This window comes from Providencia sp. PROV122, assembly GCF_028482365.1.
Taxonomy (GTDB): domain Bacteria; phylum Pseudomonadota; class Gammaproteobacteria; order Enterobacterales; family Enterobacteriaceae; genus Providencia; species Providencia stuartii.
This window is the reverse complement of sequence record NZ_JAMPQI010000006.1, coordinates 241,989-268,437: the sequence shown is the minus strand read 5'-3', so window position 1 is coordinate 268,437 and position 26,449 is coordinate 241,989. Positions and strand designations below refer to the sequence as shown.

Here is a 26,449-nt window from a genome sequence, read left to right as displayed (position 1 = left end):
TATTTTATAACCTTTTACGTTGATAAATAGCTTATTTAAAAATAAAAAAAAGCCTCTAAAGCGAGACTGTTTGTTATTGGAAATTTTCAGTATTAGCAGATTAACCCCTTTTTTGCGCGCGCACAAATTTTATTACTAAGGCTTTCTAGCTACCCTATTTTCTAACCTTTTACGTTGATGAATAGCTTATTTAAAATAAAAAAAAGCCTCTAAAGAGAGGCCTATCATTTGTCAAAAACGTTCAATTATAATATGTTAATATATGTTTTGCGCGCGCACTCGTCGTTCTGATTTTATTACTGGCTGAGCGCATAAAATATCAATATCTAACTGAATATTTAATGTTTCTAAACAGCCTAAAATAAAACTTTCGGCAACTTGTATTCTCTCACGTATTTCCCCTTCCCGTACTTTATATTTCCGACCAATAGCCCGCTTTGAATAACCTTTAACATAATAGTCCTCAATATAACTACGTTCACGCTCCATACCAACAACCCCAAGTTTGGCAACACATAAATCGATAACCAAACCATCTTCATCACTACACATTGGCCTACTCTTGCTTGTTGATGTTACCAAATCACGAAAACCAGCGGAGACAGATGACCAACCTATCGCACCACAATGATCGCCATATGACCAACCACCCCAATATGTAAGAATTTGTTGTATGTTTCTATTCATCATTTGCAACCTACCTTTCCTACACTATTTTTAACTAATAACCCAACTCATACTGCACCTTAAGCTCAGCTTTAGACGCTTTTATATTCAACTCACCAATAACAATATAAGTAGTATTAGACTACCAATATTTCTGTTTGTCAATTACAATAAAAATTGTATTATATCTAATAACAATAATTTTTATTCTTTATAAGAGGTTAACCTCATGTCACTAGCAAGCAGGATCCGGCAACGCCGGCAAGAACTAAACTTAACCCAGACTGAGTTAGCAGAAAAAGCGGGGATCAGTCAGCAATCAATCGAATCCATTGAAAATGGTAGAACCAAAAAACCAAGAAATATTATAGAGATCGCAAAAGCTCTTCAATCTCATCCTGAATGGCTACTCAACGGCAAAAGCATTATGCCAATATCCGAGGTCAATAGCCGACGAATTCCACTATTAAGTTATGTCCAAGCTGGGTTATTTAAGGATGCCAACCCGATCACTGACTATGAAGGGAATTTCGAATATATCTTAGTTGATGACGATATCAGCGCGAATGCATTTGCATTACGGGTTGAAGGCGACAGCATGACACCTGAGTTTAAAGAAGGTGACATCGTAGTGATTGATACCGAGATCTGGCCTAACCCAGGTGAATTTGTGTTTGCGAAAAATGGCGGGAACCAAGGAACATTCAAAAAATATCGGCCTACAGGTATTGGTACTGGTGAGTTTGAATTAGTGCCCCTTAACCCTGATTACCCAACGTTGAACAGTCACGATTATCAAATTTCACTCATTGGTGTCATGGTTGAGCACCGCATTTACCGCCGCAAAAGATAATTTTCTAGACCCCTTTCTTAACGCGTTTTCTCTGCAAACAAGAAAACGCGTTATCAAACACAGTAATTTTCTTTCTATTAAAAACAAGCAAATAGGTTTCTCAACCGAGAAATTACTACATTCATAGTTTACATTTACTATTTATATAGTAATATAACCATCGTAATACTAATTATACTGTAATAAAGTCAGCCTTCTTCAACCTAGGAGAACAAAAATTGAACGATGCATCAATAAAGGGATAGACGACTAACATGAATTTGCAGGTGAACTGTATTGGGTCGGTAATACCAGTGTTTAGTCTTGTAATACCGACAAAATCAAAGTTCAGTGAAAACATCTTGTTCACTTAATCATTTGAGGTTTTATGATGGATTTAGAACATATTATTAAAGAAAACACACAGGTAATGCGCCAATTAATTGCCATTCTACAGTCTAAGGGAGGCTGTTTTAACAGCGATAATATTGAAAATAATGCACATCAATCTTTTGTTTACTCTCACACAGGTGCAACAGACTCACCTATAGAAAAAGATATTGATATTAATAGCCTTACATTAAAACAAATTATTGCATTATGTGTAATATATAAAGGCAATTTTGAGCAACTCACAGGATCACATATTAAGAAAATCAATCAAATATTAGATTTAAATACTACAGAGCAGCATAGGCAAATCGAAGCTTTACATATGACACTGGTAAATTTAGAACAAGTTACAAAATTGCCGAATATTGCTATTCATAATTTATGTATAGAAATTTTAGCAAATTGGGATAACTTACATGGCATTGCTGAACGTTGTGAATTTGTCCTATCCCTTATCAGTTCTAAACACGTAATTGAAGATAAAACAATTCATGTTGACCCTAATATTCTATTTTCACAAGCAGAGAGCCTTATACTGCAATTAGCTAAAAATGGATATCGAAATGAAGCAGTGGAAATTCTTAATCAATTTAAAGCAAAAAAACTAAATCAAGTCGCCATAGAACATTTACCTGAGGTCATCAAAATAGCAAAAGGTATATTAAAAAATTAACCCTCTGCATTTTATCTCGTCGCAAAGATTTATTTTAATATTTAGGAGTTTTTATGGTGAACCAAAATAATGATAGTCCGCTCTACCTTAAAGTCGCTCGTGACGCGATACGTCTCGAAAGATCAGGTAAATACTTTGAAGCGTCCAAAGCATGGTCACAAGCTAATCGATTATCGCGTGTTTATCGTAACCAAATATGGTGTGAGCGCCGTGCTGATTTTTGTTATATGCAAATTCAAAGAGAAAAATATAAACTAATGGCTGACGATGAGTCTACAGAAAATTCTCTGATATGACACATATCAACAGTATCTTTCATATAAAAATCGTTTAAACAACTCGCTATTTTTAATAGCGGGTTAATATTGTTAGCTTTTTATGCCAGCTGTGAAATAATGTTTTTATCTTTACAATAATACAGGGGATTATCTCTGTTGTTATATGTTTTTATACTTTTCACAGCCTATTATCATGACTTTTTCAATAAACCTACTTATCCTTAAGTAGAATATATTCCCTTCGCAAAAAATATCGGGTAAATTATATAGATATAAAATGGAGTGATCATATGAACCCGATAGTAGTAAAGACAAGAAAAAATCTATTAAGATTACAAGCAAAATACCTAGCCCAAAATAAAGGTATTACTATCGATGATGCTTTTGATCTTTTATTAAAGCCTAACAATAACGCTAAAAATTCGCTCACATACACTCATCGTGTAAGAAAAGGTAGGCGGCAACATCAACCCTCTTCACTTTTAACCTGCTTACTCAATAAAACCTATGTAAGAGATTGGACAAAAACCAAATAATATTTCATCCGCCTATTAGATATGGTAACTAATAAGCTACTAGGGGGGTTTACTTAAAAGGAAGTATCAATGAGCGTATTAAAAAGGGTTGTTACAGGGAAGTATTCTCTCGCTGTTACAGTTTGGGGTTTTTGGCTATTTTTAGAGCTATGCAGCTCCGCCGTTTTTTTACTAATGAAAAGTAGTGATGCTATTCCAATCAAAACACAGCTTTTTCTTATCTTTTTTCTATTCATATTTAAAACATCGTATTCTATCGCCATTATAACGGGCGTTTTTCACATGTTAAAAAGCAAAGTGACGATTTGGCGTGTCGTTGTTATCCTGTTGTTAAGTGTTCAAATTATCTGTTTAATAATCGCGATGATAAATTGGTGTATGGTCGCCCTACCTGATATTATTAATTATCAGATATATGAAGAAAGTACTAAAAGCCTGTTTCAATGACAGGCTATAATTTATTACTGTCAGCCGGCATTAATCTGGCAATGCCCTAGGAATAGAGTATCACCTATTTGACTATGTTATTTCTATAAAGATTATATAGGCTCTAAATTCTCAAATTTATACAGTGCCCTCAATTTAAAAGGGGAACAAAAATAGTTTAACCCCATTGAAATCTTTATGCTTGAGTCTATAAATAGGCATTGCATTGCTTTGATGGTGTCTTGTTGGGCTTTTATTACCCAGCTAATGAGTCTTTAGTGACATTTACCCCCCTATATGTTTTAATTTAACTTAAGGTTTGATGGTAAAAGAAAATTTTATGGGTTCATTAAAAAAACTTGTTCAAGGTGAATATTCAATTCATCTTTTATTCATTATAATTTGGTATGTTGGAACTGCATCTATTCAATTTATTTTTGAAAAATACCCAACAGCTCATGGCATATATCGAATAGATACAATGCTTTATCTCTTTGCGACTTCAAGATTTCTTCAAGCTTTATTATCTTTAATTGCTTTTGTTGGTATTTTTTCGACACAAAGGAAGCAATTAACAAAAGTAGGGATGATTTATTTAATTATTATCGCACCAGCGTTATCCTTTTACATCGCCTCGTTTTATGATCTCATAATATATATCAATGCTGGTGATTGTGAGTCATCACCTTGGTGCATGAGGACTTACTTTACTAAATAGCAGGCATGATGATATTTGTCTGCTCTTCGTTTTTACACAGCCAAATCAGATTATCAGAACATTAATTTAAACTTATCATAATGCAAAAATCTGATTACACCATAATAAGTCCATCAACGACCAAGAGGATATGCCACCAAAAGACAATGGTCATGAATAACGTTGTCAATTACACACACCAGATAATCTCGAGGAAAATGGTGAATATTCAGCTAGGTATTGATGTGTAATTTATTTTCTAGCATTTTCTTTCGCTTTCTGATGAATTTTATCTTTCATTTCTTTTGTTATTTTTTGGTAAGTTTCTACAGTGCCATCATCAGAAACAGTATTCATAAAAATATCATCACCTCTTTTTTTAATTGTCACAGATACTTTTACAGGCTCAACCTCACCAAAATCTATTGGTTCTATTTTTCCATTGATTGTATAAGTCATTTTGGTCACTTCTTGCGTTAACACGCTAGAATTCGGGTCAAATTTCCACAAAGATTCTTGTTTGATTTCTTCTACATTATCACCTAGTTCAATCAGCAATGCATCTCTCGCAACACCATTCGGAGCTAGGATCATCAGTTTAAGAATTCTTACTTCGGGTGTATTATTTGTATCAAACCAATAGCCATATAAATCACTTGTTGAGTATGGTTGCGGGAGCACGTCAATTTTTGTCTTTTTTTCCGCTGTTTCATTTTCACCAGCCATACTGACACTGGTGATACAGAAAAGAGCGCATAGCATAACAATCAAAGAGAATATTTTTTTCATTATTTAAATACACAAATTTATTTATAGAGCCTTAGTCGCCAACAAATATCGACTACACCTCAAACAATCCATTTTTATCAAATCTTAATGTGCTGTAATAGGACAGATCATTAAATAGCTTTCCATTACCAAGAGTTGTCATTCCAGCTTTTTTCTCACAGTCACCATCTTTAACAAAACTCACGCTATCTACTCTTCATTTCAAGCCGAACGGAGCATCTGGTTTTCTGCCGCAGCCTACCAATAATGCAATCAGAGCAGCTGCCACGAATATTTTTCCATTATTCGTACTCTGCCCCTGAAACTATTTTTTGACCATTGGCACATTTAGCTACCACAAATCCATCATTTGCCCACATTTTTACCACATATGAGTCTGGGCTATTCTGAATTACTTTAACGGGATATTCACCAATTAATTGATTATACATCTTATTGACATCTGATTTGCATGGCGAAAATGGCATAGTGTCAGTTCCAAGTATTTGCTCATATTTTTCTTTTGGCGGATTGCCTGAATCTACAAGTTTATTTAATTCCTCCTTTGTATAAGATGTTCCTGCATAAACGCTAAAACCAATACAAGATAAAACAATTGCAATTATTGACTCTTTCATCATCCCATCCTCACACTCAGTTTTTTATTAATTTAATTGATGTTATACCGAAAGCAGCGTAAAACAAAGCAAACAATTAGGTACAAAAAACCTGCCGGAGCAGGTTATTCACTAGTGCTTGAGCTACCAGTTCACTTGCTATTCAGAAAATTACTTACTAAATGCAATCAAAACAAAAATAGCAAGAGGAGGTGTGATGACCACATCTGCTACAACGGTAAATGGTGTAGCTATTATCTTTGCAATCAAATTACCTGCATTAAATGATTTCTGTTCTTCGGAAGCATACAGTTCAACAGTATATAATTCATTTAGTTTTGCATTGGAAGTTACTGGTAAGCTTATATCATTCCTATCAATAATATACCCTTTAATTGGCACAGTTCTTACCCAAGATGATTTATCATTTCCTTGTGCCCCATTCTTAAAGCCTGCCTGCTCTAAGGCCTTTATTTGTGCGTCAGTAAATTGAAATTTGGGATCAGTGTATACAAAGTAATTCTGCATAAATTCGATCGGTGATTGACTGTTGCTATTGGGAAGTATTTTAATTCGAATTATTCCCTTGGGATTATCAAATGCAGTTAATGGGATTATTTTCACTAATTCATTTAACTCCATTAATTCAGAAGAGCCACTGGTTAATAAATAGGCGTACTTTTCTCCTATAAAACCGAATCCAGAATCCGGAAATTTGATATCATTTATATCGTTTTTTGTTGTTTTACTTTCAATTTTAATATTTTTATATTCAAAACTGGCAATTATTTTATCTGTTAACTTAACAACATTTTGTGATTTGGTTTCGACTGTTGGGTTATCTTCCCAAAAGTTTTTTGTTAAACATCCCGTAGAGCTTAAAATCGATATGCTCAAAAAACACGCTAGTAATTTTTTCATTCCATTGCCTCAATAAGTTTAGCTTAAGTTCAATGAATATTAGGGCAACGCCTCACTTAAGGCAATAAAAAACCCACCGAAGTGGGTTCATTTGATTTTACCATGACAGTGTTTATATTTTATATCCATTATTACAATCGCAAAGGCTGTTTCTATGTGGAGAGAGTTTTTTCTTTTCACCAAAAACGCCATTTTGTGGCTGCCAATTTGGTATTGTAATTTTCTTTACTATCTCACTAAAGCCAAGAATTTCAGATGCGTGTATAACAAACCCTAAATTTAACATTGTACTATTGGTAACTTTTGCATTTTCTTGTGCGGGTATGTCCACTCCACATTAATTGAGACACACTAAATTAAAGTTTTCTAACTGTTTACGATAGGCCTCCGGAGGGAGGTGATTTAAACTTTCGTGCGTTCGGTTTTGGTTATAATCTTGCTGCTAATACCACGCTAATTCTCTAACTTGACTCAATGATTCAAATAAATACGCATTTAAAAATTCACGATGGAACGAGCCATTAAAACGTTCGATAAAGCCATTTTATTGCGGTTTGCCCGGTTGAATATGGCACAGTGACGCAGCCACTCAATAATCTAGATACTGTCAAACCTAATAAGATGTGCTTCATTCCTATCCTCACATCAACTTAGAGGAGCCTTTCCCCATAGCCTATATGTTATATAGTGCAATGGGGAGCAAATCGTTATTTATTCTTAGTGGAGTTACTCCAGATCTTTATCAAAATAATCATCTAATTTACTCACATGCTCACAGCGACTTTCAAACCCATTGGGGATACCTCCATTTCTCATCCACTCTTCGCATGACGCAGCTACTTTTCCATAGGTATATGCCCCTGTCATTGCTATGTATACAAACCTTTCACATTTTTGTTTATCATTCTGATCGTCACATATCAGCTTTTTCATTTCTTCCATTTCATAAACGCCACCAACACCTGTACCTTCAGGTGCTAGTACAGTTGCATTTGCAGGAACTGATAGCAATGAACCCAATACAAAAAAAGTGCTTAATAAGATTTTATTCACGTTACCCCCTACTTGTTTTAAGCCATGGTAACTAACGTAAAGAACAAAACAAAGCAAAAGACCTCAGTTAAGAGGCGTAATATGTGATCTGGATTGCAAGCCCATCCTTGGGCTATGTGTGGTTAGGCTACGGCTTTGTATTCTTTATCGTGAATAAGTAATCCATTCCAATTCTTTTTCATTGGTAACTCACCTGCAAGATAAAGCTCATAAAGACGTTTAGCACCTTTCTTCAATGATACAGGCTGATATTTGATGAATGGCTCATGATCGTGAGGATTAATTTCACTCTGATTTGGTCTCGTGATATAACCAGCTGCGTTCTGCTAGCCACATTTGAACCTGTTGAGTATTTACGCCATTAAGCATTTTACAGAATTGTGTTGGTGTCATGCCTTCTTTGAACAGGTTTGACATGCATTCAACTTTGTTGTTCAGTTCTTTATTAGTGTGTTCAAGTACAATAACTTTTTCTGAATACGTGAGTACTCCACACTAAAAAATGGATTAATACTGGATGGATAAGCGGGTCTCGCAAAGACCCAAAAAAGAAAAAGCCACCTTGGCCATTTGCTAGAGCAAACTGTATTGAAGCTTTGAATGACAGCATGCACAATAACACTGAAAGTGTGTAAGAAGAGGAAATAAGATATCAATCTTCCTAAGGGGTAAGATTGGTATGTGAAGTGGCATTGTTAATTTGCTAAAGCCATTGGCGTCGCGTTAAACGATACTGCGTGCAAGGTTCTTCGCAGTTAGATTGGGAACCATCATAGGTATGTGTTTGTGCATAAGGAGGCGAAAAATAGAGCGGATGGAACATTAACGCCAGCAGTGAGAAGGTATGCTCATTTAGCGCCGAATCATCTAACTGAACATGCAATGAAGATAGACGAGCTAATGTCACACGATGACACAAATATGTCCCATCAGTTATTAGAGGTGGTTAAATGACATGAATTACAAGCAAGAAAAAACCCGCTACATCTATGAAATGTAACGGGTTCTTATTTGGTGCCGGCTACCGGAGTCGAACTGGTGACCTACTGATTACAAGTCAGTTGCTCTACCAACTGAGCTAAGCCGGCGAATTTGGCGGAAGGATAGAGATTCGAACTCTAGGATGGTTTCCCATCGGCGGTTTTCAAGACCGCTGCCTTCGACCGCTCGGCCATCCTTCCATGGGGCGCGATTATGGAGGAATCGGCGCAGCTTGTCTACCCCTGAAAGTAAAAAAATTGATTTTTTCGTTCTGTTTGGCTAATCTTCACTCAATTGTTCTCTATTTCATAATAAAAGTGCTAATATCTGTGCAAAATCGGTGTCTCAATTTTTCATAGGCGTATGATTTTTAGTCAATTAATATATTTTTGCCGACAGGACAGTTCACCACAATATGTACAGACAATCTTTGATAAAAACCATTTTACTCTCACGCCTATTTTACGTCTTTATTCTGCTACTTGTCGTGATGCTCTCGCTGTCGCTATATAATTCGTATCACTCGTGGCTACTTAGCCGCCAAGCCTCCTTGAATACCATAGCGAAACAATTGGCCTACCAAATAGAGGATTATCGTTACCAAGCTAACTTGATGTATAAACAGGTTAACGAAAAACCAGCCACTACAAACTTAAATACGACACCGGCCTCTCCTGCCCGTATTACGAAAATTCGTCATGACGTTTATTGGCTAGGCAGTACAAATCAAACCATTGATGCAATTTTATTTGGGAGTGATAGTGAGCGAAATAGCTTATTAGCAACAAAATTAGCTAACTACATGGAAATCGTCTGGGGGGCGCGAAATGAATATAACTCGATGTATTACCTCAATGGCACTGATAACACGCTGATCTTGGTCACCACGCACTCTATATTAAAGCCCGAGTTACGTTATAAAGAGAGCTATCTGACAATGACCGCTGAAGAAAAGCGTACAGATATGCTAACTCAATCGACACTCTTAGATAGAAGAGAGATCATTTCTAACCTACAAAAGCTGGCACCTGAGAATATCTATTATTATACCTATCGTCTGATGTTTAATTCACCTGGCCAATTAACCAGCGTGATTTCGTTTGATATATCGATCAACTCGATACTCCCAACAAACCTGAAAGGCGATAATATCTCGTTATCGCCACGTAATAATGATACCGCTAAAGGAACAAATGTTGAGGTGCGAGGAACGAGCTTAGTTTTCGCACAGCATATTGAAGGTAGCAACTATCAAGTTTATTACCGAGTACCGTTAAAAGACCTGATTGTCGGTGTTATTGGCTATAATATATGGCTGCTTACTTGTATGGTTGTCGTGATATTGCTTGTCTTCTTTACAAGCGTCTTTATCCGTAACCGGATCATTTCACCGAACTCAGTCATGCAACACCAATTAGAGCTTCAAGAGACACTGAATAACGATATTATCAATAATATTAGTTATGGCATTCTAGTGTATGATTTTACATCAAATAAAAAATTACTGAGTAATAATGTGGTAAACGCCTTATTGCCTTCGATGGATCTCAACCATATTAAAGAATTGGCGACCCATAACCATGATATGATCCAAATCTCGATTGAGAATAACGTTTATGAAGTTATCCTCGTCAATATCAGTATGCTAGAAGATACTTATCTCTTCATTATTATTGATAAAGATAAAGAGGCATTAACTCAACGCCGACAAGAGATGGCTAATCGCGAATATAAGAAAAATATTCAACTGAGAAAAGTGGTGTTTGAGAACATGCAACATGAAGTTCAACCTTCATTAACCGAGCTGAATAAAGCGGTGGGTGGGCTGATTGAAGCTTCTGAGGATGATAAGCACGAATTTATTGATACGATAGTCGCCCAAACGACCCATATTAATCGTTGGTTTAATAATATTAACTTATTAAACTCCTTAGAATCTTCCTCTGGAAAACTACAAACTGAAAAAATCTCGGTGAGTTTGCTGCTTACTCAATTCTTAAAATAAAACCTTTTCCGCCTTAAAAATAAAGGGTTATCGCTCTACTTCTATAATAATATTAATCCAGATTCTCTATTTTCATTAGAGCCGACCTACTTAAAACATCTATTGCAGTTAATCCTAGAGTATTCCGTTGATACCACTGCATTTGGGAAAATTGCCGTTAGCCTGAATTATCAGGAAGATAAAAAAACCATCATTATTGATATTAAAGATAGCGGTATGGGCCTGACAAACCAGGAGTTAGCCAATATTCAGCATCCATTCTCAGGGCAAGTATTAAACGCATCACGGTTTAACCGCTCAGGGATCACCTTATATTTATGCAAGGCTATCTGTAAAAAGATGAATGGCAGCTTTACCGTTAAAAGCAGCCCTGCAATAGGCTCTCACTATCAATTAACTTTACCTACAAAATCAGCAATCATTGCCGATAGCTATCCTACATTACTCGAAGATATTCATATTCGTTTAGCAATTCACAATATTGATACATCACGAATTGTCAGAAATATCCTATCTAATTATGGTGCAGACTTTTTAGATTTACACGAAAGTTCACCGCATACGGATTGGGATCTATTGATAACAGATAATGATGATAATCAGTTTAAAAACATAATAAAAATTTCTGGAACAACGTCAGGTGTCAACTCAATCACACCACAGCACATAGAAGTTAACTATAACTTTGCAGATGAGCTGATTGATGCTATATCTTTGCTTATTGAAAATGCACAAGCCGATGATGACGAATTGGCGTCGGTGGTTGGTATTCCACTTTCCCAGCACGATACGACACCAACGACTGATGAATCGATGGAAAGCATACTTCAAACTTATCAAAATATTTTATCAAATAGCGATTATAAGGATTTGTTTATAACAACAGTTCCGATAGATATTAATAAACTGTATACTAGTGAAAGTCTTGAGGATTTGGCCGAATTGAAAAACACAGCACACCGTTTAAAAGGAGTTTTTGCTATGCTAGATTTTAGGTTCCTTCACAAGCTTTGTGAAGATTTGGAACTTTACATAGCAGAAGGAAATAGCTTAAAAATAAGTAATTGCATTAGAGAGCTGGATGTTTCAGTGGAAAAGCTAATGCCAAAAGGTAACCAATAATATGAATAACCTAAATGTCATTGTTGCCGATGATCATCCTATTGTTCTTTTCGGTATCAGAAAGTCACTCGAACAGATTGAATGGGTCAATATCGTTGGTGAATTTGAAGATTCAACGTCTTTAATTAATAACTTAGCGCGTTTAAATGCCGACGTCTTAGTCACTGATTTATCAATGCCTGGTGATAAATACGGCGATGGTATTACGTTAATCAAATATATTAAACGTCACTACCCTGATCTTTCTGTCATTGTTCTCACCATGAACAATAACCCTGCGATTTTAAGTGCAATCCTTGAGCTAGATATTGAAGGTATTGTTTTAAAACAAGGCGCGCCTGCTGATCTACCAAAAGCTTTAGCTGCATTACAAAAAGGGAAAAAATTTACCCCTGAGAGTGTGAGTAAGCTACTTGAGAAAGTGAATGCAAGTGGTTATGGAGATAAGCGCTTATCGCCAAAAGAGAGTGAAGTTTTACGTCTCTTTGCAGAAGGCTTTTTGGTCACAGAAATAGCTAAGAAATTGAATCGTAGTATTAAAACGATTAGTAGCCAAAAGAAATCAGCAATGTTGAAACTCGGTGTCGACAACGATATCGCATTACTTAACTACCTGTCTTCTGTTAGCATCGATAACTCATCTACCGATTAATCGATAAATCACCTTTATGTTATTGCTGAAAAACCCGATACAAACGGGTTTTTCTCTTTAACGCTTTTACCGAATAGCTTATTTATTACCCACGAATTTCAATAAGGTTTCTTTCAAGGTTGTGATTTTGGTTGGCTTAGATAGACAGCCATTCATACCTGCATCCCGGCAACGTTGCTTCTCCTCCTCCATTGCATTTGCTGTTAATGCAATAATTGGAACTGTTGAACCTAAGTTTCGTAACGCTTTAGACAACCCATAACCATCCATGTTTGACATATTCACATCGGTTAAAACGATATCAACCGTATGGTTTTCTAGATATTTCAGTGCATCAATACCATCAACGGCAGTACAAGTGCTAAAACCAATATTGGATATTTGATCGCTTAACATCACCCTATTGATTGGATGATCATCAACAATTAATACTTGGTATGAACTCAGTGAACCATCTATCTCAAGGGAGTTTGCTTTATTGCTCTCTTCTTTTGCAACCTGCTCACCTCGTGATTTCGAAATAAATTTATCGATGATTGATGGTAACTTTTCATTCTGATAAGTGTTATATAACCATTTGTTAGGCGACTCTTCACGCAAATCACCAACATATAGATTACACAGATGAAGTACTTTTTTACTCTTTAACTCATGAGAGTCTTGGTTATCGGTGATCAATAAATCATAACTTTCTGCCTTATCAATTTCTTTATCAACACAGACAACAAAATGGTTATGTCTAAGTAGTCTGGTTAAAAAGCTAGAAAGACATTGGTTCCGGCAAATAATCGCTATCCGATAATGAAAGCGGTATTCCGGAATAGCATGTTCAGTATACTTTTGGCCATAAAGTGGGATACGGATAATAAAGGAGCTACCCAAGCCTATTTGCGAATTAACTTCAATATCTCCATCCATCAAGTTAATCAACTTTTCACAGATTGCTAACCCTAAACCTGTACCTTTATGCCCCAAATTATTTTGGTCATGCACTTGGAAGAAGGGATCAAAAAGTTGTAACACAACCGCTTGCGGCATGCCTATCCCTGAGTCTTTAATTTCAATCTTTAAATAGTTTTCATCACGCCAAACATAGAAGAAGACAAAACCAGAATCTGTAAATTTAATACTATTATTGATGATATTCGATATCACCTGCTGTAGCCTTACCGCATCACTCAATAGCAAATCAGGCACATTAGGTTCAATAAAGGAATAAAGCGCTATCTGTTTTTTCGCGACTAAAGGCAAGTAGTTAGCTAAGACAAAAGCAAAAACATCACGGCAATTAAATAGTTTATATTCGATGTTTAGTTGATTAGATTCAATTTTTGAAAAATCCAATATATCACTGATAATTTGCAGCAACAGTGAGGATGAATTATCCATCGTGGTTACAAGACGATTCGCTTTATCGGATAACTCAAGCCGCTGTAATAATTCAATATTACCGATAATACCATATAGTGGCGTACGTAATTCATGACTCACCGTTGCCAAGAACATGGATTTAGCATGGTTAGCCTGTTCCGCAGCATCAGCCACATCTTGTAAGGATTTCTCCATCTGAACACGGATACTAATATCAATCAGTACGCATATAGCAACATCTTCGTTTTGATAACGCGAATTAACAAAGCTTATTTGTAGATGCGTACTACTACTAGTCACAACATCAATGTAATTACTCGATTTTTGGCGAATAATTGTCAGTATGCGCTGTTTATCATCTTCACTTAATAAGCGGAAATAATCGTGAGCTAATTCATTACTCAGAATGTTGCCACCATCACTTAACCTTAGAATGATGATGCCGACAGGCGCCGATGCTACAATTTTATGGTTAAACTGTTCATGCTCTTCAAGGCGAATAGCGGTATTCGCGGCTGGCACTAGCATTTTGCGCTCTAACAACCAAATGAGGAAAAAGATCAGGCAGCCAGAGGTGATATTAATAACGATGCTATAAAAAATCGACGCTCTATGCTCTGCAAATATCTCGCTGGTGGGAACAGCATACACCACTGTCATTAATGATGGCGATAAGCGCTTTTTAAAAATCAGTTTTGAATAATCGGAGCTAAAGCCAAAAAAACTAGGCTCAGAAATAGAGAGTAAATTGGAATTTTTAGGATTCAAGTCCGTTGGGTAATATAAAACCGGTTGGTTATATGAATTAAGGACGACCACTTCAAAGGATTTATTCGAACGTTGTATAAATTGATTTAAGCTGATTGTTCTCTCTAAACCAATAAACCCATACAGAAGGCTACTCACATAAATAGGTTGGATCAGATACAACTGCCCTGAGTCGGTTTGAGCACCATGAACAATCGTATATAAGTTACGCTCTTGCCCTTGTAATCTTAGGCTTTGATAGGAACGTATATTTTCGTAGCCAACCTTTTTTAAGATCTCAATGTCAGATACGGTCGTACGGATTGGAAAATCCATCATGCAGTAACTCTTAGAGCCTATTACAAAGACATGATTTAACCCTTGCGGAGCAGCAATACTGTCTTTCCAAAAATAAATGAGTTGTTCGAATGCGTTTAGGTAATCACTGGTTCTATTTTTAAAATAGGTACAATCCGCCTCGGGTGATAATGGGTACAGGCTATAGGATCCCGTGGCAGGTAATGTGACGTAATTTGGTTCATTTTCCAGTCGCTCTTCATGTTGTTCAGTCATAAACTGGATAGAGCGCAATGTGGTACCGGTTTGCAAAATGAACGCCTGCATATTTTCAAATCCTGAATAAAACTGCTGGCGTATATCTGACTTACTTTCATTAAATTGGGTATAAAGGAAGAATAAGGTAATAAAAACCCCCATTCCCCATAGCATTAAGCCGAGGATACGGAATAAATCACGGGATAATCGTAATGATGTTCTAAATGACGGTAAATATCTCAAGATCTATCCTACACAGGCTATGTTACTGTGACTGAGTATACTCGATAAAAGTTGTAAAAAGCGATAGTTGTTAAACTGGATGGTTAGATAGCAAAACGGGCGGTAAACCGCCCGTCGAATCAATGACCCATACATTTATTCAGGCGTATTGGTTCCCATGTCTGTGCTAGGTATATCCTCTGCACCTGCTTCATCAGAGTTTTCATCTTCCTCTGTTTCAGCGACACGTTGTAAACCAACAACTTTTTCTTCTTCCGCTGTTCTAATCAGCGTCACACCTTGTGTATTACGGCCAACAACACTAACTTCCGAAACGCGTGTACGCACTAAAGTACCAGCATTCGTGATCATCATAATCTGATCGGTTTCATCCACTTGGATAGCCCCAACCACATTACCATTACGCTCACTGACTTTAATTGAGATCACACCTTGAGTTGCCCGCGATTTCGTTGGGTACTCTTGCTCAGCTGTACGTTTACCATAACCGTTTTCAGTCACAGTTAAGATATGGCCTTCGCCGCGAGGGATAATCAGTGAAACCACTTTGTCTTCATCGGCTAGACGAATACCACGTACCCCAGTTGCAGTGCGTCCCATCGGGCGAACCGCATCTTCAGCAAAACGAACAACCTTACCTTGAGCAGAGAACAGCATGACTTCATTTGAACCATTGGTTAAATCAACACCAATCAATTCATCGCCTTCATTGAGGTTAACGGCAATAATACCGGCACTTCTTGGGCGGCTAAAGTCTTGCAATGCCGTTTTCTTCACCGTACCACTCGCCGTTGCCATAAAGACATAGTAGCCTTCTTCGTATTCACGAACTGGCAAGATAGCGGTAATACGCTCATCTTGTTCAAGTGGCAACAAGTTCACAATTGGACGACCCCGTGCTCCACGGCTGGCCTCTGGTAATTGGTAAACTTTCATCCAATATAGGCGACCACGGCTAGAGAAGCATAGGATGGTGTCGTGGGTATTCGCCACCAGCAAGCGCTCAATAAAGTCTTCTTCTTTAATGCGTGCTGCCGATTTACCTTTACCGCCACGGCGTTGCGCTTCGTAATCAGACAGTGGTTGATATTTCACATAGCCTTGGTGAGACAGTGTTACCACCACATCTTCTTGGCTAATCAAATCTTCAATGTTGATATCCGCTGTATTTTCGGTGATCTCAGTACGACGAGCATCATTATACAGTTCACGGATAGCTTCTAACTCTTCGCGAATAACTTCCATTAAACGCTCAGGGCTACGTAGGATATACAACAGTTCTTCGATTTGCTTCAGAAGATCACGGTATTCTTCCAGCAGTTTCTCATGCTCAAGCCCGGTCAGTTTTTGCAGACGCAAATCCAAAATCGCTTGGGCTTGTTGCTCAGTCAGATAGTATTGACCGTCATGTACGCCATATTGTTCTTCAAGCCATTCTGGGCGTGCTGCATCATCACCGGCACGCTCAAGCATCGCTGCCACATTACCAAGTTCCCAAGGGCGTGCGATCAACCCTGCCTTCGCTTCTGCTGGCGTCGGTGCACGACGAATTAACTCGATAATAGGATCAATGTTAGCTAATGCAACGGCTAATGCTTCAAGAATATGTGCTCGTTCACGTGCTTTACGTAATTCAAAAATAGTGCGGCGAGTCACCACTTCACGGCGGTGGCGAACGAACGCAGCAATAATATCTTTTAAATTAAGGATTTTTGGTTGGCCTTGATGCAAGGCTACCATATTAATGCCGAACGAGACTTGAAGCTGAGTCAGCGAGTAAAGATTGTTAAGGACAACCTCTCCTACCGCATCACGTTTCACTTCAATCACGATACGCATGCCGTCTTTATCAGACTCATCGCGTAATGCACTAATTCCTTCAACACGTTTTTCTTTAACGAGTTCAGCTATTTTCTCAATAAGACGAGCTTTGTTTACCTGATAAGGAATTTCGCTGACAATAATCGTTTCGCGGCCATTTTTTTCGTCAACTTCGACCTCAGCACGCGCACGAATATAGACCTTACCACGGCCAGTACGGTACGCATCGATAATTCCACGGCGACCATTAATGATAGCGGCAGTCGGGAAATCAGGCCCTGGGATGTGCTCCATCAGACCTTCAATGCTAATATCTTCATCATCTATATAAGCAAGGCAACCGCTGATCACTTCCCCTAGGTTGTGTGGAGGAATGTTCGTTGCCATCCCAACAGCAATACCTGACGAACCATTAACCAATAGGTTAGGGATTTTCGTAGGCATAACTTCAGGGATTTGCTCTGTACCATCATAGTTTGGGACGAAATCAACGGTCTCTTTTTCAAGATCCGCTAACATTTCATGGGCAATTTTCGCCATACGGATTTCCGTATAACGCATTGCAGCTGCGGAATCTCCGTCAACTGAACCAAAGTTCCCCTGACCATCTACCAGCATATAACGCATAGAAAAAGGCTGAGCAAGACGAACGATTGTCTCATAAACAGCGATATCACCATGTGGATGGTATTTACCGATAACGTCCCCGACTATACGGGCAGATTTTTTATAGGGTTTATTCCAATCATTTCCCAATACATTCATCGCAAACAGTACTCTGCGGTGTACTGGCTTCAGTCCATCTCGAACATCTGGAAGCGCGCGCCCGACAATAACGGACATCGCATAATCCAAATACGAACTTTTGAGTTCTTCTTCGATATTGACCGGTGTGATTTCTCTGGCAATGTCGCTCATGGAACCACTGTCCCTCATAACTTCGGATTCAAAGGTTTAGAACTATACCACAATTCGCCAATTTAATAAAAAAAATGAGAAGTGAGTATTTGTCTTTCAAGCTATGTATAATAGCGGAAAAATGTCTTTATGTGTCCGTATACTTTGAGTTTATTGCGTAAGAGCAACAAAAAAACGTTTTATGGCCTCAATAAATTCGCGTATTAACGTTTGGACACCTATCTAGGAACAGGAGCTCCACTCATGAATGATACTTCAACCCCCGCGTATCAGAACGTCGATAAGCATGAAATTGAGAAGTTTGAAGCTATTGCTTCTCGCTGGTGGGATCTCGAAGGTGAATTTGCCCCACTTCATCGCATTAACCCGCTTCGCCTTGGCTATATTATGCAACGGGTTGATGGTTTATTTGGTAAGAAAGTACTTGATGTGGGCTGTGGTGGCGGAATTTTATCTGAAAGTATGGCACGTGAAGGTGCCGATGTGACGGGACTTGATATGGGGGCGGACCCACTGATGGTCGCACGCCTGCACTCATTAGAGTCAGGGATCCCTGTTGAATACGTACAAGAAACAGTAGAGCAGCACGCAGACAAATATCCACAAGCTTATGATGTCGTGACCTGCATGGAGATGTTGGAGCATGTGCCTGATCCACAGTCGGTCGTACGTGCGTGTGCTAAATTGGTCAAGCCCGGTGGGCATGTTATTTTTTCGACGATCAACCGCAATAAAAAAGCGTGGTTAATGGCGGTCGTTGCGGCGGAATATGTGATGAAAATGGTTCCGAAAGGCACCCACGATGCGAAAAAATTTATTCGCCCTTCTGAACTGATTTCGTGGGCAAACGAGGCTCAGCTAAAAGATAGGCATATCATGGGTTTACATTATAATCCACTCAAAGATAAATTCTATTTAGGCCCGAATGTGGACGTTAATTATATGCTCCATACTGTCAACGAATAAATAGCAAGCGTTACGTTCAAGAAAACAGCAAACGATCGCATTTTGCAAAATTTATTTTCGTCACCCTGTTGCGAGTTTCCACTTATAGAATTCCTTTTCTAGTGCAGCTTACCGACAAGGTGACGTTTTTTATCCCTACAGTTATCCACAGAAGACTCGGATTTGTGCACTTGATAAAACCGCTTATTAACATTATCTTGTTATAGTAAAATCAACAAACCACTACATATAGTATGTAATTTGAATCTAACACTACAAGTCTCATAGAGTTAATCTATGAGCTTTTTTGCGTTAGCAATATGCTATTTTGTAGGTCAACCAAGGTGTACTTGCTCATGAACCAGAGTCTGTTAGTCACAAAACGTGATGGACATAAAGAACGCATTGATCTCGATAAAATCCACAAGGTAATCACTTGGGCTGCTGAAGGCCTGAATAATGTATCTGTTTCTCAGGTGGAGTTACGTTCACAGATTCAGTTTTATGATGGGATCAGAACGTCTGATATTCATGAAACCATGATCAAAGCGGCTGCTGACCTTATTACTGGCGATACGCCTGACTATCAATATCTTGCGGCGCGTCTTGCAATATTCCATCTACGTAAAAAAGCGTATGGTCAATTTGAGCCACCCGCGCTGTACAAGCACGTCACTCGCCTTGTTGAAATGGGCAAATATGATAAGCATTTGCTGGAAGACTACTCACAAGAAGAGTTCAAGCAAATGGATAGTTTCATTGACCATTGGCGTGACATGAATTTCTCCTATGCTGCCGTCAAACAACTTGAAGGTAAGTATTTAGTACAAAACCGTGTTACGGGCGAGATTTATGAGAGTGCACAGTTCCTCTATATTCTCGTTGCTGCATGCTTGTTCTCTCATTATCCAAAAGAGACTCGCTTAGACTACATCCGTCGTTTCTATGATGCGGCTTCCACATTTAAGATTTCGCTACCAACACCAATCATGGCTGGTGTTCGTACACCAACTCGTCAATTCAGCTCTTGCGTATTGATTGAGTGTGGCGATAGCTTAGATTCTATCAACGCAACATCCAGTGCGATTGTTAAGTATGTGTCTCAACGTGCAGGTATCGGTGTAAACGCAGGCCGTATCCGTGCTTTAGGTAGCCCGATTCGTGGCGGTGAAGCATTCCATACTGGTTGTATCCCTTTTTATAAGCACTTCCAAACCGCCGTTAAGTCTTGTTCACAAGGCGGTGTGCGCGGTGGTGCAGCGACACTTTTCTACCCTTTATGGCATTTAGAAGTTGAAAGCCTATTAGTGCTGAAAAATAACCGTGGGGTTGAAGGTAACCGTGTTCGCCATATGGATTATGGTGTCCAAGTCAACAAATTGATGTATGAGCGTTTGATCAAAAACCAAGATATTACGCTGTTCAGCCCTTCTGATGTGCCTGGTTTATATGATGCTTTCTTTGCTGATCAGGATGAATTTGAGCGCCTGTATCTGGCTTATGAACAAGACGACAGCATCCGTAAATCCAGTGTTAAAGCGGTTGACCTCTTTTCATTAATGATGCAAGAGCGTGCATCAACAGGTCGTATCTATATTCAGAACGTTGACCACTGTAATACTCACAGCCCATTTGATCCTTTAGTTGCACCAGTGCGTCAATCAAACCTGTGTTTAGAGATTGCACTGCCGACAAAACCATTGAATAACATCAATGATGAAGAAGGTGAAATTGCGCTTTGTACGCTGTCAGCCTTTAACTTGGGTGCGATTGAAAACCTTGATGAATTAGAAGAGTTGGCCGTGCTTGCTGTACGTGCATTGGATGCCCTTCTCGATTATCAAGACTACCCGATTATTGCCGCGAAGAAAGGGGCAATGGGTCGCCGTACTTTAGGTATTGGCGTCATTAACTATGCTTATTATTTAGCCAAGCATGGTGTTCGCTATTCCGATGGCAGCGCCAACAATTTGACTCACAAAACCTTTGAAGCAATTCAATACTATCTATTGAAAGCCTCTAACGAATTGGCTAAAGAGCAAGGCGCTTGCCCTTGGTTCAATGAAACCACTTATTCAAAAGGTATTCTACCAATTGATACCTATAAGAAAGAGTTGGATAAATTGACTGATGAGCCTCTGCATTATGATTGGGAAACGTTACGTAAAGATATCCAACAATATGGTCTGCGTAACTCAACCTTATCAGCGTTGATGCCATCGGAAACATCATCACAGATCTCTAACGCAACCAATGGTATCGAGCCACCTCGTGGTTATATCAGCATTAAAGCATCTAAAGATGGTATTCTACGCCAAGTTGTACCTGATTATGAGAATCTTAAAGGCGCCTATGAGTTGTTATGGCAAATGCCTTCAAACAGTGGCTATTTGCAATTAGTCGGTATTATGCAGAAGTTTGTTGATCAGTCTATTTCTGCAAACACCAACTATGACCCAACGCGCTTTGCAACAGGCAAAGTACCAATGAATCAATTGCTAAAAGATTTATTGCTCGCCTATAAGTTTGGTGTGAAAACACTTTACTACCACAACACCCGCGATGGTGCGGAAGATGTTCAAGGTGATCTGGAAGAAGTTGTTGAGTCAGCGGATTCAGATTGTGAAGGCGGCGCGTGTAAAATTTAATAGGAATTGTCATGTCACATACTTACACCATTTTCTCACAAAAGAGAAATGACCAATTACTTGAGCCGATGTTTTTCGGTCAACCTGTTAACGTTGCTCGTTACGACCAACAAAAGTATCCGATTTTCGAAAAGTTAATCGAGAAACAGCTTTCATTTTTCTGGCGTCCAGAAGAAGTTGACGTTTCCCGTGACCGCATTGACTATAATGGCTTGCCTGATCATGAGAAACACATATTTATTAGTAACCTGAAATACCAAACGCTGCTGGACTCTATTCAGGGTCGCAGCCCGAACGTGGCGTTATTGCCACTGATTTCAATTCCTGAATTAGAAACTTGGGTTGAAACTTGGTCATTTTCAGAGACGATCCATTCACGCTCTTACACTCATATTATCCGTAATATCGTGAATGATCCGGCAATCATCTTTGATGATATCGTTGAAAACGAAGAGATCTTAAAACGCGCTCGTGACATTTCCGCTTACTATGACACGCTGATTGAGATGACCAACTATTACCATATGTTTGGTGAAGGTACTCACACCTGCAATGGTAAACAAATCACAGTATCACTACGTGCACTGAAAAAACAGTTGTACCTGTGCCTAATGAGCGTAAATGCCTTAGAAGCTATCCGTTTCTATGTCAGTTTTGCTTGCTCATTTGCCTTTGCAGAGCGTGAGCTAATGGAAGGGAACGCAAAAATTATTAAACTGATTGCGCGTGATGAAGCCCTTCACTTAACAGGAACCCAGCATATGCTGAACTTGTTACGTTCTGGGCAGGATGATCCTGAAATGGCAGAGATTGCTGCTGAGTGCGAAGACGAGTGCTATAAACTGTTCGTGGATGCGGCTGAACAAGAAAAAGAGTGGGCTGAATATCTGTTCAGTGAAGGTTCTATGATTGGCCTAAATAAAGATATTCTGTGCCAATACGTGGAATATATCACCAATATCCGTATGCAAGCTGTTGGGTTAAAATTACCTTTTGAGGCACGCTCAAACCCAATCCCTTGGATCAACGCATGGTTGGTGTCTGACAACGTTCAAGTTGCGCCGCAAGAAGTCGAAGTTAGCTCTTATCTGGTTGGTCAGATTGATTCTGAAGTCAACACTGATGACCTGAGTGATTTCGAACTCTAATCATGGCTAGCCATAAAGTCACCCTGCGGCTCTCGCAGGGTGTGCAAGTACCTTACCACACCGAGATCCACACAAGCCTGCTTGAAGCACTTGAAGACAGCCGTATTCCTGTTGAATATCAGTGCCGAGAAGGCTATTGTGGCTCATGTCGAGTCATGCTATTAAAAGGGAGAGTGGGCTATAAACAAAAACCGCTTGCCTTTGTACAAGACGGTGAGATTTTACCTTGTTGTTGCCATCCCCTTTCTGACATCGAAATCGGTTAAAACCTCACAGCGATGACGCTCTCTTTACGCCATCGCTGTTAATTAAACACGTCACTTACAGATTATAGATAACCATATAATCCTGCAAATACCCATCCAAACACACAAGAGACACCAACACCAATGAGGCCGGGTAGAATGAAGCTGTGGTTAATCACAAATTTACCTATCCGAGTCGTACCGGAACGGTCAAATTGAATAGCGGCTAAATCACTTGGATAAGTCGGAAGAATATAATAACCATAGCAAGCAGGCGCAGATGCGATGATATAGGCAGGATCAACACCAATGCCGAGCGCTATCGGAACGACCGCAGCTAAAGCGGCTGCTTGTGAGTTCACAAATTTAGAGACCAATAAGAGGATCACGGCATAAGCCCATGGATAGTCTTTGACTAATGCCCCAAGCGTGCCTTTGATTTGATCCATATGCGCGCCAAACATTGTTTCTGCCATCCAAGCGATACCATATACGGCAACAATGGCAATCATTCCTGAACGAAAAACCTCATTTTTCGAAATCTGTGCCGGATTTGTTTTACAAATAATGATGATCAGCGCACCAGCGAGCAGCATAAACATCTGTATCACAAGTACCATTGACAGTGGTTTGCCATTGACCAATGGCCTTAATTCAGAAACCGCCCCCAAAATCGCAACAACCCCAATAGAAGCGAGGAAAATCCACATAGCAACCCAATTGATCTTCGGTAACTTTTTATCGAGTAGTGTCGCGCTGTCGCCATACACATATTCGTAATTTTCATGTACCGAAATAAACTTTTGGAATTCCGGATCTTTATCGAGATCTTTCCCTCTGAACCAACTGAAAATACCGATTGCCAGTATCCCGATTAGGGTCGATGGAATGGTAATCGCCAAGAGATCTAAAAATTCGAGCGATTTACCATTAATGGTGATGCCATTTAACATCGCCACTAAGGACACCACTGCAACAGAGACAGGGCTGGCAATAATCCCCATTTGTGCACCAATACTACTGGCCGCCATCGGTCTTTCAGGACGAATATTATTTTTTATCGCCGCGTCATAGATAATAGGAAGGATGGTATACACCACATGCCCTGTACCACACAAAATGGTTAAAATACAGGTAACAAAAGGTGCCACAATAGAGATGTATTTTGGATTTTTACGTAGTAGTCGTTCTGCAATTTGTAGCATGACATCCAAACCGCCTGATGCCTGTAGAGTCGCTGATGCTGCAACAACAGCGATGATCACAAGCATAACATCAACAGGCGGTTTTCCAGGAGGTAAACCAAAACCAAAAACGAGTATCACTAAGCCAACGCCGCCTAGCAGGCCGAGAGCCATTCCCCCTTTTCTTGCTCCGTAGAACAAGCAGACGAGGATAATGGCAAGTTGTATCAAAAAGTCCATAAGTTCATCCTTTCAATTAATGTTTCCTTACATTATCGGGATGAAAGATTGACACAGATTTGATTTATATTAACTGGTTAAAGAATTTAATCTTATTTTTCAATTCGATTTTCCCACCCCGTCACAAAATTTACCTTAGGTTCCTGAGATACTGTCCTGTTAATCTAAAACATCATATATATCAATCAATTAATTAACATCCGTTAACATTTAAAATCCGATGTATTTACCTTTAATCACCATATCAATAACGATTATTCATTAACTAGGACGAATAATTCGTTGCTATTTTCACCATTCCTTTATAAGAAATACGCGCGCGTGTAATTTTATGTTTACACTCATTGTAATTTAGATTTGACAGAAAAACTGTGATCGCATAATCTGCTCAGCTAATAAATCCACGACTTTTAATCAGAGGAATTTGTGAAAAATCGCACGCTAGGTAGCGTTTTAATCGTTGCAGGAACAACAATAGGTGCAGGGATGCTGGCTATGCCACTTGCCGCTGCGGGTGTCGGTTTCACAGGTATTGCATGCCTACTTGTCGGCCTATGGATGTTAATGAGTTATACCTCATTACTGCTCGTTGAGGTTTATCAATACAATCCACCAGATATGGGCTTGGGATCAATCGCGAAAAAATACCTTGGGCCTATTGGACAAATCGTCACAGGCTTAAGTATGTTACTTCTGATGTACGCGCTGACTACCGCTTATATTGGTGGCGCGGGTGTCCTGATCTCCAACAGCCTACTCTCGTGGTGGGATATTCATCTGTCGACCAAAACATCAATTATCTTATTTACGCTTATCGGTGGTGCTGTTGTTTGTATTGGTACGCACTCTGTCGATTTTATTAACCGCCTACTATTTACAGCTAAAATTATCTTTTTAATCATTATGTTGGCTGTTATGTTACCCCACGTTGAAACCGTCAACTTAGGCAGTATGCCTGCTGAAAAAGGGCTACTGCTGGCGGCAGTGCCAGTCATCTTCACCTCATTTGGTTTCCATGGTAGCGTGCCTAGCCTTGTGAATTACATGAATGGCGATGTGCGTAAACTTCGTATCATTTTCATTACAGGGAGTGCGATCCCTTTAGTTGCCTATATCTTGTGGCAGATAGCCACTTTAGGGTCGATCCCTTCTAACACATTTTTAGGGATTTTGGCGCAAAAGTCTGGCCTAGATGGCTTACTCACCGCCATTCGTGATGTCGTTACGGCTCCACGCGTTAATATTGCCGTTAATCTGTTTATGGATTTAGCGCTAGCCACATCGTTTTTAGGGGTTGCTCTTGGTTTATTCGATTACCTTGCTGATTTATTTAAACGGAATGATAGCCTCATTGGGCGTATTCAGACAGGCTTGTTAACTTTTTTACCTCCGTTATTAGCAGCGTTATTTTTTAGTAGTTTCGTACAGGCGTTAACTTATGCGGCGGTTGCATTGTCTGTATTAGCCCTGATCATCCCCGCATTATTGACAATGCAAGTTAGAGCCGTTGAAAAACCTATCGATAAGCAAGCTCATTACCGAGTTAAAGGCGGCTCTACTCTGCTCCGTCTGGTTTTATTATGCGGTTTTGCAGTGATCATTATTCAATTTGCTATCGTTGCAGGCTACCTACCTAATGTAGGCTAAATTTAGCGTCAAAAACAAAGCTCGTACCGTTCACTAAACGGAAAAGCCCCCCAATAGCAACCAACTATTGGGGGGCTTTTGATATCCGATTTTATAGCGTCACTCCAAACTGTACGG

At 39.1% G+C, this 26,449-nt stretch carries 22 protein-coding genes, 2 tRNA genes and 2 pseudogenes; 15 read left to right on the top strand and 11 right to left on the bottom strand.

The features are described from left to right. Positions 1-255: 255 nt before the first annotated feature. A complete protein-coding gene (locus PSE69_RS06120; RefSeq protein WP_004921028.1) occupies positions 256-690 on the bottom strand; it encodes an antiterminator Q family protein in 435 nt (144 codons plus the stop codon). Between the two features lie 205 nt (positions 691-895). Here PSE69_RS06120 and PSE69_RS06115 point away from each other — a divergent pair, with 205 nt between their 5' ends. From PSE69_RS06115 to PSE69_RS06090, 6 genes are all read left to right on the top strand, one after another. Next, positions 896-1,519, top strand: a complete 624-nt coding sequence (locus tag PSE69_RS06115; protein ID WP_004921030.1) for a LexA family protein — start codon at positions 896-898, stop codon at positions 1,517-1,519. A gap of 367 nt (positions 1,520-1,886) precedes the next feature. After that, a complete protein-coding gene (locus PSE69_RS06110; RefSeq protein ID WP_072502384.1) occupies positions 1,887-2,564 on the top strand; it encodes a hypothetical protein in 678 nt (225 codons plus the stop codon). Between the two features lie 53 nt (positions 2,565-2,617). Continuing rightward, positions 2,618-2,860: an ANR family transcriptional regulator gene (locus PSE69_RS06105; protein WP_004921036.1), complete on the top strand. Its 243-nt coding sequence runs from the start codon at positions 2,618-2,620 to the stop codon at positions 2,858-2,860. A gap of 272 nt (positions 2,861-3,132) precedes the next feature. Then, positions 3,133-3,378: a hypothetical protein gene (locus PSE69_RS06100; protein ID WP_036940899.1), complete on the top strand. Its 246-nt coding sequence runs from the start codon at positions 3,133-3,135 to the stop codon at positions 3,376-3,378. Positions 3,379-3,447: 69 nt separating this feature from the next. Then, positions 3,448-3,825: a hypothetical protein gene (locus PSE69_RS06095; RefSeq protein ID WP_014656241.1), complete on the top strand. Its 378-nt coding sequence runs from the start codon at positions 3,448-3,450 to the stop codon at positions 3,823-3,825. A gap of 319 nt (positions 3,826-4,144) precedes the next feature. Next, complete coding sequence (locus PSE69_RS06090) at positions 4,145-4,522, top strand: hypothetical protein (protein ID WP_230084763.1); 378 nt, start codon at positions 4,145-4,147, stop codon at positions 4,520-4,522. A gap of 231 nt (positions 4,523-4,753) precedes the next feature. Here PSE69_RS06090 and PSE69_RS06085 read toward each other — a convergent pair whose 3' ends face one another. The 5 genes and pseudogenes from PSE69_RS06085 to PSE69_RS06065 form a co-directional block, all read right to left on the bottom strand. Beyond that, positions 4,754-5,227 (bottom strand): hypothetical protein, encoded by a 474-nt coding sequence (locus PSE69_RS06085; RefSeq protein ID WP_223854805.1) that lies wholly within the window; start codon positions 5,225-5,227, stop codon positions 4,754-4,756. Between the two features lie 344 nt (positions 5,228-5,571). Further along, a complete protein-coding gene (locus PSE69_RS06080) occupies positions 5,572-5,907 on the bottom strand; it encodes a hypothetical protein (protein ID WP_272675161.1) in 336 nt (111 codons plus the stop codon). 150 nt (positions 5,908-6,057) lie between these two features. After that, a complete protein-coding gene (locus tag PSE69_RS06075; RefSeq protein ID WP_076914113.1) occupies positions 6,058-6,807 on the bottom strand; it encodes a hypothetical protein in 750 nt (249 codons plus the stop codon). 337 nt (positions 6,808-7,144) lie between these two features. Then, positions 7,145-7,387: pseudogene (locus tag PSE69_RS06070) on the bottom strand (integrase core domain-containing protein); the annotation flags it as partial. 146 nt (positions 7,388-7,533) lie between these two features. Then, entirely contained in the window at positions 7,534-7,860 is a 327-nt protein-coding gene (locus PSE69_RS06065; RefSeq protein WP_040133280.1) for a hypothetical protein, read from the bottom strand. A 705-nt stretch (positions 7,861-8,565) separates the two neighbouring features. On the opposite strand from PSE69_RS06065, the pseudogene PSE69_RS06060 reads away from it, so the two are divergent. Then, a pseudogene (locus tag PSE69_RS06060) lies at positions 8,566-8,814 on the top strand (hypothetical protein); the annotation flags it as partial. Positions 8,815-8,872: 58 nt separating this feature from the next. On the opposite strand, the gene PSE69_RS06055 reads toward PSE69_RS06060, so the two are convergent. Continuing rightward, positions 8,873-8,948: transfer RNA gene (locus PSE69_RS06055), tRNA-Thr, on the bottom strand. Between the two features lie 5 nt (positions 8,949-8,953). After that, positions 8,954-9,041, bottom strand: a tRNA-Ser gene (locus PSE69_RS06050). 215 nt (positions 9,042-9,256) lie between these two features. Between PSE69_RS06050 and PSE69_RS06045 the strand changes: the two genes are divergently transcribed. Genes PSE69_RS06045 through rcsB form a run of 3 tightly spaced genes read left to right on the top strand, consistent with a single transcriptional unit; the run spans position 9,257 to position 12,620 of the window. Further along, positions 9,257-10,846 (top strand): hypothetical protein, encoded by a 1,590-nt coding sequence (locus tag PSE69_RS06045; protein ID WP_272675159.1) that lies wholly within the window; start codon positions 9,257-9,259, stop codon positions 10,844-10,846. A 51-nt stretch (positions 10,847-10,897) separates the two neighbouring features. Then, complete coding sequence (locus PSE69_RS06040; protein ID WP_272675168.1) at positions 10,898-11,968, top strand: ATP-binding protein; 1,071 nt, start codon at positions 10,898-10,900, stop codon at positions 11,966-11,968. Position 11,969: 1 nt separating this feature from the next. Continuing rightward, positions 11,970-12,620: a response regulator transcription factor RcsB gene (gene rcsB / locus PSE69_RS06035; RefSeq protein ID WP_004921064.1), complete on the top strand. Its 651-nt coding sequence runs from the start codon at positions 11,970-11,972 to the stop codon at positions 12,618-12,620. Positions 12,621-12,698: 78 nt separating this feature from the next. Here rcsB and rcsC read toward each other — a convergent pair whose 3' ends face one another. Together rcsC and gyrA are read right to left on the bottom strand one after the other, a co-directional pair. Further along, on the bottom strand, positions 12,699-15,479 hold the full coding sequence (gene rcsC / locus PSE69_RS06030) for a two-component system sensor histidine kinase RcsC (protein ID WP_442958716.1): 2,781 nt from the start codon (positions 15,477-15,479) through the stop codon (positions 12,699-12,701). A gap of 192 nt (positions 15,480-15,671) precedes the next feature. Further along, on the bottom strand, positions 15,672-18,275 hold the full coding sequence (gene gyrA, locus PSE69_RS06025) for a DNA topoisomerase (ATP-hydrolyzing) subunit A (protein ID WP_076914115.1): 2,604 nt from the start codon (positions 18,273-18,275) through the stop codon (positions 15,672-15,674). Between the two features lie 243 nt (positions 18,276-18,518). Between gyrA and ubiG the strand changes: the two genes are divergently transcribed. From ubiG to yfaE, 4 genes are all read left to right on the top strand, one after another. After that, positions 18,519-19,241 carry a bifunctional 2-polyprenyl-6-hydroxyphenol methylase/3-demethylubiquinol 3-O-methyltransferase UbiG gene (gene ubiG, locus PSE69_RS06020; RefSeq protein WP_004921073.1) on the top strand — a complete coding sequence of 241 codons (723 nt, stop codon included), beginning with the start codon at positions 18,519-18,521 and terminating at the stop codon, positions 19,239-19,241. Between the two features lie 335 nt (positions 19,242-19,576). Continuing rightward, positions 19,577-21,868, top strand: coding sequence for a class 1a ribonucleoside-diphosphate reductase subunit alpha (gene nrdA, locus PSE69_RS06015; protein ID WP_272675157.1), 2,292 nt, complete (start codon positions 19,577-19,579; stop codon positions 21,866-21,868). Between the two features lie 11 nt (positions 21,869-21,879). Then, positions 21,880-23,016, top strand: coding sequence for a class Ia ribonucleoside-diphosphate reductase subunit beta (gene nrdB, locus PSE69_RS06010; RefSeq protein ID WP_004921075.1), 1,137 nt, complete (start codon positions 21,880-21,882; stop codon positions 23,014-23,016). Positions 23,017-23,018: 2 nt separating this feature from the next. Beyond that, positions 23,019-23,282 (top strand): class I ribonucleotide reductase maintenance protein YfaE, encoded by a 264-nt coding sequence (yfaE, locus tag PSE69_RS06005; protein WP_040133284.1) that lies wholly within the window; start codon positions 23,019-23,021, stop codon positions 23,280-23,282. Between the two features lie 62 nt (positions 23,283-23,344). Here the strand turns inward: yfaE and PSE69_RS06000 are convergent, their stop codons facing one another. Further along, positions 23,345-24,685, bottom strand: a complete 1,341-nt coding sequence (locus PSE69_RS06000) for an anaerobic C4-dicarboxylate transporter (RefSeq protein ID WP_004921077.1) — start codon at positions 24,683-24,685, stop codon at positions 23,345-23,347. Between the two features lie 486 nt (positions 24,686-25,171). On the opposite strand from PSE69_RS06000, the gene tyrP reads away from it, so the two are divergent. Beyond that, the gene (gene tyrP, locus PSE69_RS05995) at positions 25,172-26,332 is read left to right on the top strand and encodes a tyrosine transporter TyrP (protein WP_230088937.1); all 1,161 of its coding nucleotides are present in this window, start codon (positions 25,172-25,174) and stop codon (positions 26,330-26,332) included. Positions 26,333-26,449 lie beyond the last annotated feature (117 nt).